Source organism: Aeromonas sp. ZOR0002, from assembly GCF_963866995.1.
Taxonomy (GTDB): domain Bacteria; phylum Pseudomonadota; class Gammaproteobacteria; order Enterobacterales; family Aeromonadaceae; genus Aeromonas; species Aeromonas caviae.
Map to the genome: position 1 here is coordinate 18969 of NZ_CAWMFQ010000133.1, position 14622 is coordinate 33590.

A 14622-nucleotide genomic window follows, 5' to 3' on the forward strand; every position below is an offset into this window, starting at 1 on the left:
CGCCCCCATTACTTGAGGCAAAAACCCTTCGACTGCAGGAATCCCAGCATGAAGGGCCTCGCCTCCTTGCCCAGGATCCCCCTGATCTGCCCGCTCCAGGTCTGATCCTTGTTGTTGCTGCTGCGGGCCTGGTAGTAGTCGTGGATCTGCCCGTCATACCGGGCCAGCAGGGCGCTATCCAGGGTGGCAGGATAGCGGTTCTCGTGCACCACCAGCGCCCGGGGCAGCCGCGGTTTTTGCTCCGGCCGCTGGGCGGGATGGCCCAGACAGAGGCCAAACAGCGGGATCACCTGATGGGGCAGACCCAGCACCTCGCTCACCTCGGCCGGATTGTTGCGAATGCCGCCGATATAGACCCCGCCCAGCCCAAGTGACTGGGCCGCCAGCAAGGCATTTTGCGCCATCAGGGCACCGTCGATGGCCCCGATCATGAGCTGCTCCACAAAGCCGGTGCGGGCCTCCGGCACTATCTGGCTGTGACGATGGTAGTCGGCGCAAAACACCAGAAACTCCGCCGCTTCGACCACATAGGCCTGATGGCCGGCCAGCTCCGCCAGGGTGGCCCGCAACCCCTTGTCAGTGACCCGGATGATGCTGTTGGCCTGGAGGAAGCTGGAGCTCGCGGCGCTCTGGGCGGCGCTCAGGATCTGATCCAGCTGCTCTGCGCTGACGGGCTCTGGGGTGAACTGGCGAATGGAGCGATGGGAAAGAATGAGATCGATGGTCGGGTTCATGGTACCTACGGGATGAAGGCCACACTCTACCCAAAAAAAGCGGGGGGCCCAAGGCCCCCCGTCACCCTCAAGGGGCAGGATAGACATAGGGGGCCTGCAACCCAAGCGGGAACCCCAGCGCCCAGTAGATCAGCAGGAAGCCCGTCCAGCTCACCAGGAAGGCCAGGGAATAAGGCAGCATCATGGAGACCAGGGTGCCGATGCCTGTGCTCTTTACATACTGCTGGCAATAGACCACCACCAGGGGGAAGAAGACCATCAGCGGGGTGATGATGTTGGAGGCGGAATCCCCCACCCGATACGCGGCCTGAGTCAGCTCGGGCGAGATCCCCACCGCCATCAGCATGGGCACCAGGATGGGGCTGATGAGGGCCCACTTGGCGGAGGCCGAGCCCACCACCAGGTTGACGGTGGCCGTCAGCAGTATGATGCCGACGATGGTCACCTCTCCCGGCAGCGCCAGGGCGTGAAGCACCTCGGCACCGGAGAGCGCCAGCAAGGTACCGAGGTTGGAATCCCCGAACGCCTTGATGAAGAGGGCGCAGAAGAAGGCCATCACCATGTAGGAGCCCATCTTGTTCATGGTGGCCGACATGGCGTCGATCACATCCTTGCCGCTCTTGAAGCTGCCGGCGACAAAGCCATAGACGATCCCGGGCAAGATGAAGAGCAGGAAAATGAGGGGCACGATGGACTTCATCACCGGCGCGGCGAAGGTGGTGAGGGAACCGTCCGGTGCCCGCATCGGCGAGTCGCCGGGGGCCAGCGCCAGCCCCAGCAGCACCACGGCCGCCAGCATGGCGAACCCGGCCCAGTTGAAGGCCCGGCTCTCCTGAGCGCTGTAACGACCCATCTCGTCGGCGCTCTCCAGATCCTCGTTGAGAGGCACCTGCTTGAGGCGCGGCTCGACAATCTTCTCGGTGACAAACCAGCCCACGCAGATGATCAGCAAGGAAGAAGCGCCGGTGAAGATGATATTGCACAGGGTGTTGACCATGTAGTCAGGGTCGAACAACTGGGCTGCAGACTGGGTGAAACCCTGAAGCAGCGCATCCCCGCCGGAGGGCAGGAAGTTGGCGGCAAACCCGCCGGAAACCCCGGCAAAGGCTGCGGCAATCCCCGCCAGCGGGTGGCGACCCGCTGCATGGAAGATGATGCCGCCAATGGGGATCACCAGCACATAGCCCGCATCGGCGGCGGTATGGCTGACGATGGCCACCAGGATCAGCATGGGGGTCAGAAAGCGCGCCGGCGTCACCTTGAGCAGCTTCTTGAGCCCGGTGTTGATGAAACCGGACTGTTCAGCCACCCCGACCCCCAGCATGGCCACCAGCACGATGCCAAGGGGAGCAAACCCGGTGAACGTGGTGACCATGCTGGCGAGAAAGTCCGCCAGCCCTGCCCCGGTCAACAGGTTGTTGATGACCACGGCCTCTCCGGTGCGGGGATTGACCAGATCGAAGGAGAACTGGGAGCCTATCCAGGAGCCGACCCAGACGATCAGCAAGGCATAGAGGAAGAGCATGGCGGGATCCGGCAGCTTGTTGCCCGCCTTCTCCACCCCGTTCAGAAAGCGGTTCAACCAGCCGTTGGGAGGGGCCGGACGCTCGTTCACTGCAGCTTGACTCATTATGGTGATACTCCATTACCAAGGAATGAGCGCGCATACTAGCGATAACGTCTAATGGATCCCATGATATGAGACAAAAATTCGATTAATTATGTTTAATTTGGCATCTCGCACTTCATAAATGGGAGATGCCGCACATTTATCGACAACTTGCTCAATGGTTTGCGAGGGGATAGCGGCCCAGCCGGCACTGTACTGCGAACCCCGCCGCCGCCACCTCTTCCGGTGTCATGGGACGGCTGAACAGAAATCCCTGGAAGACATGGCAACCCTGGGTCTGCAGGGCCGCGAGCTCGTGCTCCTCCTCCACCCCTTCCGCCAGGATCCCGAGCCCCAGACTGGTGGCCATGGCCACCGTCGCCCGGATCACCGGCAGGTTGAGCCCCACCACGAAGGAGCGGTCCAGCTTGATGGTGTCGATGGGCAACCGGTTGAGGTAGGCAAGCGACGAGTACCCCGTCCCGAAGTCGTCGATGGCGATCTTGATCCCCTGCTCGCTCAGGGCGTCGAGGATCTCGATGCACCCCTTCATGTCCAGCATCAGCACCGTCTCGGTCAGCTCCAGGGTCAGCAGTGCCGCCTCCACCGAGAATGCCTCGAGCAGTTGGGCCACCAGCTCCGGCAAACTGGCAGAGAGCTGGAAGCCCGAGAGATTGACCGACACCGGCACCCTCACCCCGTCCTGTCGCTGCCACTCCCCCATCTGGGCCAATGCGGTGGAAAGCACCCAGCTTCCAATTTCCCGGATGAGCCCCATCTCTTCGGCCAGCGGAATGAACTCCGCCGGCGACACATGGCCGAGCACGGGATTGTACCAGCGTACCAGGGCCTCGAAACCGATGACCCGACCTTGCGCCACATCCACCTGGGGCTGATAGCGCAGGCTGAGCTCTCCCCGACCGACGGCCTTGGCCAGGAACTGCTTGAGGGTCAGCTTGCGATGCAGGCTCTGCTGCATGCTGGGGGTGAAGCGCTGCCAGCGAAGCCGCCCCATCTGCTTGGCCTGGTACATGGCCATGTCGGCACGGGTGATGAGATTGTCGCCATCATCGGCGTCGTCCGGGTAGATGGCGATGCCGATGCTGCCGCCGATGGTGACCTCGGGGACACCGCTCAGCTGCAGTGGCTTGCTCATCTGGGAGAGCATGAGGTCCGCCACCTCCTGGGCCCGATCGCTCGCCTGGTTGAGGGGCACCAGGGCGGTGAACTCGTCCCCGCCAAGGCGCGCCAGCTCCACGTCCCGCGGGCAGATCTGCTTGAGCCGTCCGGCGACCCGCTCCAGCAGGCGATCCCCTGCCTTGTGGCCGTAGTTGTCATTGACCAGCTTGAAGTTGTCCAGATCCATGAACACCAGGGCAAAGCGCCCCCCGAGGCCGCAATAGGCTTCCAGGGATTTCATCAGGCCGTAGCGATTGAGCAGCCCGGTGAGGGAGTCGTGCCAGGCCAGGTGGCGATGCTCCAGCTCTTCGAGCTTGCGATCCGTGATGTCCCGCATGGTCAGCAGGATCCGTGCCCCCTGCTGGATATGGCGAAACTGGTACTGGAACCAGCGCATCCCCTTCTGGGTGCGGCACTCCCCTTCGGCCACCACTTCGTCCAGACGGGAGAGGCGACGATAGAAGGCCTCGTCCGCACCGGAGAAGATCTGGGGCAGCGTCAGAATGCCGGTGCCAAAGCACATGTCGAAGTGATGGTTGCCGCTCTCGAGGCGCCCCTCGTTGTCAAAGAGACAGGCCAGGGTGTCGCCGGTGGCGAGGGAGGACTCCTGATAGAGGGTGTCGGCATCGATGACCGCTTCCGCCATCATCATCTGCCGTCCGGCAAGCTGGATCCCGGAAAGACGCAGATAGACCTGCTTCTTGACCCCCTTGGGTGAGAGGGTCCACCACTCGTTGTAACTGCGCTCCTGCTGGAAATCGCCGAGATAACGCTGCAGCAGCAGATCGATGGCGGCGGCCATGTCGGCGGAGAAATCCCGGGACTTCAGCTCGGCCAGGGAGCTCGCCTCCCAGAGCCCGAGGGCAGCATCGTTGGCCCAGTAAATATGATGACGCTGGATGTCATAGACCCAGACAGGCGTGTGGAGGACATCCATCACGGTGAGCAGGCGTTCGTCTAGCGTATTCATGTTGAGTGATGATTCATGCTGAAAGCTCATGGTCGAACCAGTCGCTTGCGCCCCCTGACAGGAGCATTCACGCTGGTACAAAATCCGTTCCGGCCCATAATCGGATAACAAACGGATGAAAAAAGGCCGAAATCATATGAAAACGCTACATGTGATCCCCATGGTACGAAGAAATGGACTCACACTGGTATTGTTGGGCATGGTGATAACCATTGCTATGATTTTTATACTTTTTTTTCTTCGTGAACAACTACTAATCCCCGCCATTTCCCTCCTCCTCGCGGGCCTGATGACAATTCTTGTCGGGGTTTGGAAACTGGGTGAGCCTCATTTTAGTCTCTCTTTGTGTCAGGACTGCCTGCAATACCATCACAAGTACGGCGGCTGGATCCTGAAATGGAGAAATATTCAGCGAATTGACCAACCACGTATCCATTTGGGGTGGGATCTGGTGGAGCTGCCCTACATCGGTTTGAAAATAAAGGATTACGACGCTTTTTTGACGCTGATCACACCCCGGCTCGCCGTCCGTCTGCTGACCGAGCAGCGCGCCGTGCTGATGCAGGCCATGCGAAGCGAGCGCTCCGACTGCCCGACCGGAGGGTGCGGCAGTGGGCTCCTGGGAGAGGGACTGCTGGAGGAGAGCCGCTTCTGCTCACCCTCCGGCCAGCGCTATGAGGGGGTGATCGCCATGCTCGGCAACCGCATGGCACGGCTGCGTGATTTGCTGGGGTACGATCTGCTGGTGCCCGACAACAGCCTGGACAGATCCCCGGAAGATTTCGTCCATCTGCTCCAGCAATACCAGCGCGAGTCGAATCTAATCCAGATCAATTAAACGCCGGATTGCGCTTGCCAAGCCCGGTGACTCTTCATAAGGTCACTGGCTTGTTACAGCCAGAACACCCCCTAAAACCGCTATGAAGTACATCGAAGAGTTCTATCTGTTCGTCAAGGTGGTGCAAGAGGGCGGTTTCTCCCACGCCGCCGCTGCGCTGGGCATGCCGACCGGCACCATTAGTCGACGTATCTCCCAACTGGAAGAGCAGCTCGGATGCAGCCTGCTGCACAGATCCACCCGCAAGCTGCGTCTCACGGACGAAGGGCTGCGCTATTACGAGCGCCTCTGTACCCCCCTGGCAGAGATAGAGCAGGCCACTGGCGAAATCCGGGGTGAGGAGACGGACATCAGCGGCCTCATCCGCCTCGCGGCCCCCATCGCCCTCTCCAACACCATCCTGGTCGACATGCTGGCGGACTTCGGCCTGCGCTATCCCGGGGTACAGTTCGACATCCGCCAGTCCAACGATCATGCCCTCCAGGCGGATCAGGACAGGGACCTGGTCTTTTTCAACGGCGAGCTTCCCCAGACCCTGCCCAACGCCCTCTGTCTGGGTCACATCCAGTACGGTCTGTTCGCCTCCCCCCTCTATCTGGAGAAGATGGGTGTGCCCTCCCACCCGACCCAGCTGGAAGAGCACGATCTCATCTACTGCTGGCCCCACCAGCACTGGCAACTGAGCGGGCGGGACGAACAGACGGTCTGCATCAAGCGCACACCCCGCCTTTGCATCGACCAGACCCAGGCCGCCGTGCGAGCAGCCCAGCGCCACCTCGGCATCGTCAACGCCCCGCAGCACTATGTGCACCCCTTCCTGCAAGATGGTCAGCTCGTCCCCGTCCTGCCTGACTGGCAGTCGGGAAAACGTCCCTTCTACATGCTCCATTGCCAGCCCCGGTTCACCCCGTTGCGTGTTAAGATGTTCGCCGATTTCGTCGAGAAGCACTCCGAGCGCTATCGTACCCGCCAGCAGAACGATCAATTTTCACCGGCGCAGCCGCTGCCCGTTGCATCTGACGGCTGATGACCCACACTTAGCGCAATCCTCGTTGCACAGGTCGGCTAACACTATGAATGTATTGATATGTGATGACTCCGGGTTCGCGCGCAAACAGCTGGTGCGCGCCCTGCCCGCCGATTGGGGTGTCACCTTGCACCAAGCCGCGGACGGACTGGAAGGGGTCGAGCAGATCCTGATGGGGCACGGGGACCTGATCTTTCTCGATCTCACCATGCCGGAGATGGACGGATATGGGGTTCTCGAGACCCTCAAGCGAGAGGGGGTGCGCAGCAAGGTGATCGTGGTCTCCGGCGACATCCAGCCGGAAGCCCATGAGCGTGTCATGGCTCTTGGCGCCCTCGATTTCATCAAGAAGCCGGCCTCCCCGGACACCCTCCTTGCCCTGCTCAAGCGCCACGGTCTGTGGCAATCAGCCACCCAGGTGACGGCCATCCAGCCCCAGCCCGTCGCCAGCCACCAGGCTGCCCAGAGCAGCATCCAGTTCACCCCCGAGCTGCGGGATGTCTATCAGGAACTGGCCAACGTCGCCATGGGCCAGGGGGCGGATCTGCTGGCCCGCCTGCTCGGCGCCTTCGTGTTGCTCCCCATCCCCAACGTCAACGTGCTGGAGGTCTCCGAGCTGCACATGGCGCTCTCGGCCGCCGCCGAGTCGGAGACGCTCTCTGCGGTCTGCCAGGGCTTCATCGGGGCCGGGATCGCCGGGGAGGCCCTGCTACTGTTCCACGATGCCAGCTTCCAGGACCTGGCCCGCCTGATGAACCATCAGGGGGAACTGGATCACGGCGCCGAGCTGGAACTGCTGATGGACACCGCCAATGTGCTGATCGGCGCCTTCCTGCGCGGCTACGCCAACCAGCTCGACACCCCTTTTAGCCAGGGTCACCCCGTGGTGCTGGGCCAGCACAGGCCCATTCAGGATCTCATTCGGACCAACCAGAGCCGCTGGCGCCGCACTCTGGCCATCGAGATCAACTATCGGGTGCAGGGCTATGCGGTGCAGTGCGATCTCTTGCTGCTGTTTACCGAAGATTCCATCGCCACCATGAACAACAAGATCATGCACATGCTGTGACCGTCCCGCGGCAGCAACCACCAGGAGTGACCATGGACATTCGGGAATTTCATTGGCTGATGAACATCGTCCAGAATCTGGACGTGGGGCTGGTCGTGCTCGACAGGGAGTACCGGATCCAGGTGTGGAACGGCTTCATGGAGAGTCACAGCGGCCGGCTGGCAGGCGAGGTGCGCGATCAAGGGCTGTTCTCGCTCTTTCCCGATGTGGACAAGGCCTGGTTCGAGCGCAAGGCCAACATGGTGTTCAAGCTCAACAACCGTGCCTTCAGCACCTGGGAGCAGCGCCCCTACCTGTTGCGCTTCTCCAACTACCGCCCCATCACGGGATCGGCCCCCTACATGTACCAGAACCTGACCCTGGTGCCGCTGGCCGACTTCGCCGGAGAGGTCACCCATCTGGCCATCATGATCTATGACGCCACCGACGAGGCCATGCTGATCACCGGCCAGCGCCAGGGATGACCGCCCCTGCCATGACAACAAGGGCGCCCGATGGCGCCCTTGTTGTTGCGATGGGGAATGGCGTCAGCCACTCAGATACTCGGTGAAGGCGTCGATCACCTCGTCGATGTCATCGTCGGTGATCTGCAGGTGGGTCACCAGCCTGAGTTCCCCGTAGCCGGAGAAGAGAATACCGCGCTCCTTCATGAAACCCAGCAAGGTGACGGGATCTCCCTGGGTCAGGCGCAGGAATACCATGTTGGTCTGCACCTCCCCCAAATTGAGTGCGATGCCTGGCAACGCGGCCAGCCCCTCTGCCAGACGCCTGGCGCGGCGATGATCATCCGCCAGCCGGGCAACGTGCTGATCCAGCGCGAACAGGGCGGCCTGGGCCAGGATCCCTCCCTGGCGCATGCCGCCCCCCAGCATCTTGCGCAGCCGTCGGGCGCGGGCGATGAACACAGCCGATCCCACCAGCAGGGAACCCACCGGCGCCCCCAGTCCCTTGGAGAGGCAGACAGAGATGCTGTCAAAAGGCGCCGCGATGGCGGCCACCGGCTCCCCGCTCGCCACCACCGCATTGAAGAGGCGAGCCCCGTCCAGGTGCAGCTTCAACCCCTTCTCGTCGACGAATTCGCGCATGGCGCGCAGGTAGGTCAATGGCAGCACCTTGCCGTTATGGGTATTTTCCAGGCAGACGAGGCGCGTCTGGACGAAATGGGGATCATCGGGAGCGATGGCCCCCCGCACATCCTCAATGGCCAGGGTGCCGTCCGCCTGCATGGGGACGGATTGCAGGGCCACCGAGCCCAGCACGGCAGAGCCCTGGGCCTCGTAGCGATAAATGTGGGAAGCCGCCCCCAGCACGGCCCCTTCCCCACGCTGGCAGTGACTCATCATGGCCAGCAGGTTGGACATGGTGCCGGAGGGCACGAACAGGGCCGCCTCCTTGCCCAGCATTTCGGCGCCGCGGCGCTCCAGCGCATTGATGCTGGGATCTTCCCCATAGACATCGTCTCCCACCTCGGCATGCAGCATGCTCTGGCGCATGGCTTCCGTGGGTTGGGTCACGGTATCACTTCGTAAATCGATATAGCGCATGTCATCCTCCTGATGCAGGACGATGACATTAACCAGCCGACACCCGGCTGGCAAGAAACGGCAACCGGGAATGTGAGCCCGGCGGCTCACCAAGGCAGCGACTGACCCTGCAGATCCACGAAACGGCCCGAGTGCGCGGGCGTCAGTGTGGCCATCAGATCCAGCAGGCGGACGGCGACCTCGGCGGGATCCTGCAGCAGGGCGGGATCCATCTCCTGAAGAAAAGGTTGCTGCATGGGGGTATTCATGAGGCCGGGATGCACGGTGATGACACCGGCGCCGGGAAAACGTCCGGCCCACTCACCCGCCAGGATCCGGGATCCCATGTTGAGGGCGGCCTTGCTCATGCGGTAGCTGTAATGGCACATGGCCTCCTGGCCCACCTCCTCCAGGCTTCCCGCCCGATCCGAGAGGGTGCAGAGCCAGAGCGTGCTCTGGGGCATCATGCGCCGGCTCAGATTGGCACCAAGGGCCAGGTGGGGCCAGGCATTGGCCAGCAGACTCTCTTCGAGCCATTGGGGGGTCACCTCCTCCACCCGCCGCTCCGGCATGTGGGCAAGATCATGGAGCAGGCCTATGGTGTTGATCACCACCGTCGGCAGGGTGGTGCTGTCATAGAGGGTGAAGAGGGCTTCAAAGGAGAGCGAGTCCACTTCCTGCAGCGGAAAGTAGCAGGCGGGATCCAGCCCCCTGGGCAGTTGCCTGCCCGCCAGCAACCACTCTTCTCCCCGTCTGGCCAGCTCCCGTGCCAGCGCACTGCCCAACCCGCCACTGCCCAGGATCAGATAGCTCATCTGCGTGTCCTTGGATTTGATCACTGCTTAGATGGTATCAGAAGAATGGCGGACTGCCGGGAGCCCCCGTCAGGCTCAGGCCTCGGCCAGATGGCGCCCAAACTCCCGCGCCCGGGCCAGGTCCAGAAAACCGTCCGCCTGCTTGTGGCTGCGCAGGAACTGGTAATAGGCGAGCAGGGTCACCAGTTGCTCCTCGTCCGGCATGGGCTTTCCCGGACGGGTCTCCTGCACCAGCGACCCCGCCGCCGCCAGCGCGTCCCTGTCCACCACCTCGGCCTGACGATAGAGATACCCGCAACCGGTGGCGAGCCACTCCAGCGAGCAGTTGGCCCCCATGGCAATCTGGTTCGCCTTGCCAAGGCCGGGCTCGGCCCCTTTCAGATACTTGCGGATCAGGGCTTCACTCAACCCCACCTTGCGGGCAAAGGCGCTCACACTCCCCTCCCCGATCAGGCTTTGCAGCCTGGCGGCAAACCCTTCCATCACCCCTTCTCCTCTCACTGACACCGGGATCTTGACCCGTCGGAGTCAGAACCATAGTTCGAATTCGCGAAGGGGGCATTATTGCCTTGTCCGCCGGAAGAGACCAAGATGCTGGCACATGATATTGCCCCTTTCTTTTCGCATTGTTATCTCCAGAGGAGTCACCATGTCCGTATCCCGTCTGGCCCTGCACGAGCAAGGCCCCACCTTCTCCCGTCTCATCATGGGCTACTGGCGCCTGATGGAGTGGCAGCTTTCCCCCGCCGCCCTGCTGGACCTGATGAAATATCACCTTGATCTCGGGGTCACCACCATCGATCACGCCGACATCTACGGTGGCTACCAGTGCGAGGAGGCCTTCGGCCATGCCCTGCGCCTGGAGCCCTCCCTGCGCGATCGCATGGAGATCGTCAGCAAGTGCGGCATCGCCCTCACCGCCAATCCGGCCCACGCCCTGAATCATTACAACACCGGCAAGGGACACATCGTCGCCAGTGCCGAAGCCTCCTTGCAAAAGCTCGGCACCGATCATCTGGATCTGTTGCTGATCCATCGCCCCGACCCCCTGATGAACGCCGACGAGGTGGCCGACGCCTTCATCACCCTCAAGCAGGCAGGCAAGATCAAGCACGCCGGGGTCTCCAACTTCACGCCCCATCAGTTCGCCCTGCTGCAATCCCGCCTGCCCTTCCCCCTGGTCACCAACCAGCTGGAGATCTCCCCGCTCCATCAGGAGGGGACGCTGGATGGTGCCCTGGATCAATGCCAGCAACTGCGCATCAAGCCCATGGCCTGGTCCTGCCTTGGCGGCGGGCGGCTGTTCCATGCCCCCGACTATGCCCCGCTGCGGACGGAACTCGAGCAGATCCGCCAGGAGGTGGGCGCCGACTGTCTGGAGCAGGTGGTCTACGCCTGGGTGATGATGCTGCCGAGTCAGCCGTTGCCCCTCATCGGCTCCGGCAAACGGGAGCGGATCGCCGCCGCCGTGGCAGCCGAGTCCATTGAGCTCACTCGCCAGCAGTGGTTCCGCATCCGCAAGGCCGCTCTGGGTTATGACGTTCCCTGAGTCTGCACCAGACCCTGAAAACAAAAACGGCATGGAGGATTCCATGCCGTTTTCCGTTATCGAGACGATTCAACGATGGCGCTGGGGGCGACCACGGGGTGCATCCGTCTTCGGTTTGGCCTGATTGACCGTGATGGTGCGGCCGCCGACCTCGGTGCCGTGCAACTCGGCGATGGCCTTCTCGGCCTCGCCATTGACCGGCATTTCAATGAAACCAAACCCCTTGGACTGACCGGTATCGCGGTCGATGATGATATCGACCTTGTCTACCTGCCCAAATTGGCTGAACACGGTTGTCAGTTCGTCGGCCGTCATCCGGTACGACAGATTACCTACGTAAATCTTCATGCCATCCACTCTCGATTCAAGGTGCCTTATCTATGCATCCACCGACCTGGGAGTAAGGGCACAACCCCCCTGCCGGACCAGCCACGGCATCATGCCATGGCACTTCCAGCTTCGTATCCCAAGTCCTTGATCTCTTGGGCTATCGGAGCAGGAAAGATCAAATCGAATCAGAGGCAGTATCTGAGCATTGGGATGAATTGTCGAGAAAATAGTCAGATTGGGTGCAGCTCGGCCAGCAATGTGCCGAGGGCACGACGCCCATGCCAGGCACGTTTGAACCCGAATCGATAGACCCCGGGAGCCACTTCGTGAGTCCCTTCCCGGGACAACCCGAGCAGGCTGGTGGCCGTCGCCAGGGTCACCTCATCCAGCCCGAGATCCAGGCTGAAATCGAGCCACTGACCATCGTGTCCCACCTTGCGATCCCGCTCCATGCCCACCAGCACGGCTCTGGGCAGGGCCAACGCCCGGTCTTCGCCGCCATTGAGCAGATAGAGATGGCGTTCATCCCAGGCAAGCTCCGCCAGACGCCAGCGCTGCCAGTTGCGCGGCAACACCATCATCACCAGCACGATGCCGCCAAAGACCACCCCGACCCAGGGCAGCAGGCCCATGTCGGGATATCCCAGCCAGAGGGCGGCCACCACAGTGGCGAGACTCGCCAGCAACAGGCAGATCATGACCCCGTAAAACCGCCGGGCCGGGGGCATCAGCCAGCGCACGTTCTCTTGCGCTGCCAGCTCACTGACTCTCATCTTCTCTTCTCCTTCTGTGATGCGAACGGCCTTGCCGTCGCTGCGTTGCCGCGCATTGTGCGCGAGCGACGCGCCGCGATGCAACCGCCACCGCGACACGGATGACGGCCAGCCGCCACTCTTGGTATGCTTGGGGCTGTCTGAGCCCGCACTGGGCGCCATCCCGGGAGTCCCATGTTCGCCACCGCCCTGCTCTTGTCCGCGAGCACACTCTATGCCGAGGCCATCGGCGGCTACTCCGCCGGCTGCCTGAAAAATGCCGTGGCCCTGCCCCTCGAAGGCCCTGGTTATCAGGTGATCCGCACCAAACGGCTGCGCTATTACGGTCACCCCGACCTCATCCATTACCTGCAGCATCTGGCCAACCAGACCAGACTGGCCGGCATGCCGGATCTCTATATCGCCGACCTCGCCATGATGCACGGGGGGCCTTTTACCTCAGGTCATCGCAGCCACCAGACCGGCCTGGATGCCGACATCTGGTTCAGGATGGCTGACAGACCCATCAGCCGCTGGGAGCAGGATGCCCCCAGGGAGTGGGCGCTGATCGACGAACCCAGCTACCGGATGCTGCCCGGCCGATTCGGCCCAAGGCAGCTCAATCTGCTGCGCCTTGCGGCTGATCGCCCCGAGGTGGCGCGTATCTTCGTCAACCCCGTCATCAAGGCCGAGGTGTGCAAACAGGCACCCGGTGAAGCCTGGGTCGGCAAGCTGCGCCCCTGGGTCGGCCACTTCAGCCACTTTCACGTGCGCCTGCGCTGCCCGGCAAACAGTCCGGACTGCCAGCCCCAGGCTCCCATTCCCCCCGGCAATGGCTGTGGGGAGGAGCTGGCCTCCTGGCTCAAGGACAAACCCCAGCTGCCCAAGATGTCGATGAGCTACCGCGCCCCCCTCTTACCCAGGCGTTGTGAGGGCTGACCACAAGCTGTTATGGTGAACCTATTTCCGAGAGAAATATCAATGGAGAACAACAAGATGGCCACTTCACTCTGGCAACGTGGTACCCGTGCCCTGCTGACCCTGACCCTGCTGCTGGGTTTGACCGGCTGCGGCATGAACACCATTCCGACCCTGGATGAGCAGGTCAAGGCGAGCTGGGGACAGGTCGAGAACCAGTACCAGCGCAGGGCCGATCTCATTCCCAACCTGGTGGCCACCGTCAAGGGGTACGCCAGCCACGAGCAGGAGACCCTCAAGGCTGTCACCGATGCCCGTGCCCGAGTCGGCAGCGTGCAGGTGAGTGACCCCTCCCAGCTCAAGGCGTTCGAGGCGGCGCAGGAGCAGCTCTCCAGCGCCCTCTCCCGGCTGATGGTAGTGGTCGAGCGCTACCCGGATCTGAAGGCCGATCAGCAGTTCCTGACCCTGCAGGCCCAGCTGGAAGGCACCGAGAATCGCATCGCGGTGGCCAGACGGGATTACATCGAGGCAGTACGCCAGTTCAATACCGAGATCCGTACCTTCCCCGGGGTCATCTGGTCCAAGCTGCTTTACTCCGATCTGGAAGCCAAACCCACCTTCAGCGCCAAACCCGGTGCCGATGAGGCGCCCAAGGTCAGCTTCCAATGAACGTGATGAGACACTGGCTGGCGCTCTGTCTGCTGCTCTGTGCCACGGCACTGCATGCCGCCCCCGATTTCCCGGCCCTGACCGGGCGGGTGGTGGACGAGGCCAATCTGATGTCCCGCAAGCAGGCCCACCAACTCGCACAACAACTGGCCGTCTTCGAGAAGCGCAGCGGCGTCCAGCTGGTGGTGGTCTCCATCGACACGCTGGCGGGGGATACCATCGAAGAGTACGGCTACCAGCTCGGTCGCCACTGGGGCATCGGCCAAAAAGGCAAGAACAACGGCGTTCTGCTGATCATCGCCCAGGACGAGCGCAAGGTGCGCATCGAGGTGGGTTATGGCCTGGAAGGTGCCCTGCCCGACGCCATCGCCGCCAATATCATCCAGACCCGGATCCTGCCCGCCTTCAAGCGCGGTGACATGGTGGCCGGCATCCTCGCCGGCAGCCAGGGCATCATGCAGGCCCTGGCCGGGGAGTATCAGCCCGTGGACCACGCCAGCAAGGCCGACAAGCAGGGAGGTCCCTGGCTCTTCATCCTGGTGGTGATTGCGATGATCGTGCTGCACAACCTACGCGGCGGCGGCGGCGGCGGTGGGCCGGGAGGACGTCGCCGGGCCGCCTACATGGCCGGTGGATTCGG

At 62.4% G+C, this 14622-nt stretch carries 16 protein-coding genes; 8 read left to right on the plus strand and 8 right to left on the minus strand.

Annotated features, from left to right (window positions below):
* Positions 1-8: 8 nt before the first annotated feature.
* The 3 genes from nfsA to AACR77_RS07815 form a co-directional block, all read right to left on the minus strand.
* Positions 9-734 (minus strand): oxygen-insensitive NADPH nitroreductase, encoded by a 726-nt coding sequence (gene nfsA / locus AACR77_RS07805; protein WP_039038696.1) that lies wholly within the window; start codon positions 732-734, stop codon positions 9-11.
* 67 nt (positions 735-801) lie between these two features.
* Entirely contained in the window at positions 802-2364 is a 1563-nt protein-coding gene (locus AACR77_RS07810; protein WP_042880686.1) for an AbgT family transporter, read from the minus strand.
* A 154-nt stretch (positions 2365-2518) separates the two neighbouring features.
* Positions 2519-4459, minus strand: coding sequence for a putative bifunctional diguanylate cyclase/phosphodiesterase (locus AACR77_RS07815; protein ID WP_039038812.1), 1941 nt, complete (start codon positions 4457-4459; stop codon positions 2519-2521).
* A gap of 169 nt (positions 4460-4628) precedes the next feature.
* Here AACR77_RS07815 and AACR77_RS07820 point away from each other — a divergent pair, with 169 nt between their 5' ends.
* The 4 genes from AACR77_RS07820 to AACR77_RS07835 all read left to right on the plus strand — a co-directional run bounded on the left by AACR77_RS07820 (position 4629) and on the right by AACR77_RS07835 (position 7890).
* Positions 4629-5330, plus strand: coding sequence for a DUF2982 domain-containing protein (locus tag AACR77_RS07820; protein WP_010675011.1), 702 nt, complete (start codon positions 4629-4631; stop codon positions 5328-5330).
* Positions 5331-5412: 82 nt separating this feature from the next.
* Positions 5413-6357, plus strand: a complete 945-nt coding sequence (locus AACR77_RS07825; RefSeq protein ID WP_039038698.1) for a LysR family transcriptional regulator — start codon at positions 5413-5415, stop codon at positions 6355-6357.
* A gap of 46 nt (positions 6358-6403) precedes the next feature.
* Positions 6404-7426, plus strand: coding sequence for a response regulator (locus AACR77_RS07830; RefSeq protein ID WP_041211557.1), 1023 nt, complete (start codon positions 6404-6406; stop codon positions 7424-7426).
* Positions 7427-7458: 32 nt separating this feature from the next.
* Positions 7459-7890: a PAS domain-containing protein gene (locus AACR77_RS07835; RefSeq protein ID WP_039038700.1), complete on the plus strand. Its 432-nt coding sequence runs from the start codon at positions 7459-7461 to the stop codon at positions 7888-7890.
* A gap of 63 nt (positions 7891-7953) precedes the next feature.
* Here AACR77_RS07835 and ltaE read toward each other — a convergent pair whose 3' ends face one another.
* From ltaE to AACR77_RS07850, 3 genes are all read right to left on the minus strand, one after another.
* Entirely contained in the window at positions 7954-8970 is a 1017-nt protein-coding gene (gene ltaE, locus AACR77_RS07840; RefSeq protein WP_042880688.1) for a low-specificity L-threonine aldolase, read from the minus strand.
* Positions 8971-9056: 86 nt separating this feature from the next.
* Entirely contained in the window at positions 9057-9764 is a 708-nt protein-coding gene (locus tag AACR77_RS07845; protein ID WP_042880689.1) for a short-chain dehydrogenase, read from the minus strand.
* A gap of 75 nt (positions 9765-9839) precedes the next feature.
* Complete coding sequence (locus AACR77_RS07850) at positions 9840-10247, minus strand: transcriptional regulator (RefSeq protein WP_042016637.1); 408 nt, start codon at positions 10245-10247, stop codon at positions 9840-9842.
* Between the two features lie 166 nt (positions 10248-10413).
* Between AACR77_RS07850 and AACR77_RS07855 the strand changes: the two genes are divergently transcribed.
* Complete coding sequence (locus AACR77_RS07855) at positions 10414-11313, plus strand: aldo/keto reductase (RefSeq protein ID WP_042880691.1); 900 nt, start codon at positions 10414-10416, stop codon at positions 11311-11313.
* Positions 11314-11382: 69 nt separating this feature from the next.
* Here AACR77_RS07855 and AACR77_RS07860 read toward each other — a convergent pair whose 3' ends face one another.
* Together AACR77_RS07860 and AACR77_RS07865 are read right to left on the minus strand one after the other, a co-directional pair.
* A complete protein-coding gene (locus AACR77_RS07860; protein ID WP_029314670.1) occupies positions 11383-11661 on the minus strand; it encodes an RNA recognition motif domain-containing protein in 279 nt (92 codons plus the stop codon).
* Between the two features lie 212 nt (positions 11662-11873).
* Complete coding sequence (locus AACR77_RS07865) at positions 11874-12416, minus strand: hypothetical protein (RefSeq protein ID WP_042880693.1); 543 nt, start codon at positions 12414-12416, stop codon at positions 11874-11876.
* A gap of 174 nt (positions 12417-12590) precedes the next feature.
* Here AACR77_RS07865 and mepA point away from each other — a divergent pair, with 174 nt between their 5' ends.
* The 3 genes from mepA to AACR77_RS07880 form a co-directional block, all read left to right on the plus strand.
* Positions 12591-13334 carry a penicillin-insensitive murein endopeptidase gene (mepA, locus tag AACR77_RS07870; RefSeq protein ID WP_042880695.1) on the plus strand — a complete coding sequence of 248 codons (744 nt, stop codon included), beginning with the start codon at positions 12591-12593 and terminating at the stop codon, positions 13332-13334.
* Positions 13335-13376: 42 nt separating this feature from the next.
* Entirely contained in the window at positions 13377-13982 is a 606-nt protein-coding gene (locus AACR77_RS07875) for a LemA family protein (RefSeq protein WP_010675022.1), read from the plus strand.
* Positions 13979-14622, plus strand: a 644-nt coding sequence (locus AACR77_RS07880) for a TPM domain-containing protein (RefSeq protein WP_042880732.1), incomplete at its 3' end; no start/stop codon positions are given. The genes AACR77_RS07875 and AACR77_RS07880, both read left to right, overlap by 4 nt.

Coding starts and splice junctions, on each gene's coding strand:
- AACR77_RS07820 (WP_010675011.1), top strand. CDS start 4,629: ATGAAAACGCTACATGTGATCCCCATGGTACGAAGAAATGGACTCACA.
- AACR77_RS07815 (WP_039038812.1), bottom strand. CDS start 4,459: ATGGATGTCCTCCACACGCCTGTCTGGGTCTATGACATCCAGCGTCAT.
- AACR77_RS07855 (WP_042880691.1), top strand. CDS start 10,414: ATGTCCGTATCCCGTCTGGCCCTGCACGAGCAAGGCCCCACCTTCTCC.
- ltaE (WP_042880688.1), bottom strand. CDS start 8,970: ATGCGCTATATCGATTTACGAAGTGATACCGTGACCCAACCCACGGAA.
- nfsA (WP_039038696.1), bottom strand. CDS start 734: ATGAACCCGACCATCGATCTCATTCTTTCCCATCGCTCCATTCGCCAG.
- AACR77_RS07845 (WP_042880689.1), bottom strand. CDS start 9,764: ATGAGCTATCTGATCCTGGGCAGTGGCGGGTTGGGCAGTGCGCTGGCA.
- AACR77_RS07830 (WP_041211557.1), top strand. CDS start 6,404: ATGAATGTATTGATATGTGATGACTCCGGGTTCGCGCGCAAACAGCTG.
- AACR77_RS07865 (WP_042880693.1), bottom strand. CDS start 12,416: ATGAGAGTCAGTGAGCTGGCAGCGCAAGAGAACGTGCGCTGGCTGATG.
- AACR77_RS07825 (WP_039038698.1), top strand. CDS start 5,413: ATGAAGTACATCGAAGAGTTCTATCTGTTCGTCAAGGTGGTGCAAGAG.
- AACR77_RS07850 (WP_042016637.1), bottom strand. CDS start 10,247: ATGGAAGGGTTTGCCGCCAGGCTGCAAAGCCTGATCGGGGAGGGGAGT.
- AACR77_RS07835 (WP_039038700.1), top strand. CDS start 7,459: ATGGACATTCGGGAATTTCATTGGCTGATGAACATCGTCCAGAATCTG.
- AACR77_RS07875 (WP_010675022.1), top strand. CDS start 13,377: ATGGAGAACAACAAGATGGCCACTTCACTCTGGCAACGTGGTACCCGT.
- mepA (WP_042880695.1), top strand. CDS start 12,591: ATGTTCGCCACCGCCCTGCTCTTGTCCGCGAGCACACTCTATGCCGAG.
- AACR77_RS07860 (WP_029314670.1), bottom strand. CDS start 11,661: ATGAAGATTTACGTAGGTAATCTGTCGTACCGGATGACGGCCGACGAA.
- AACR77_RS07810 (WP_042880686.1), bottom strand. CDS start 2,364: ATGAGTCAAGCTGCAGTGAACGAGCGTCCGGCCCCTCCCAACGGCTGG.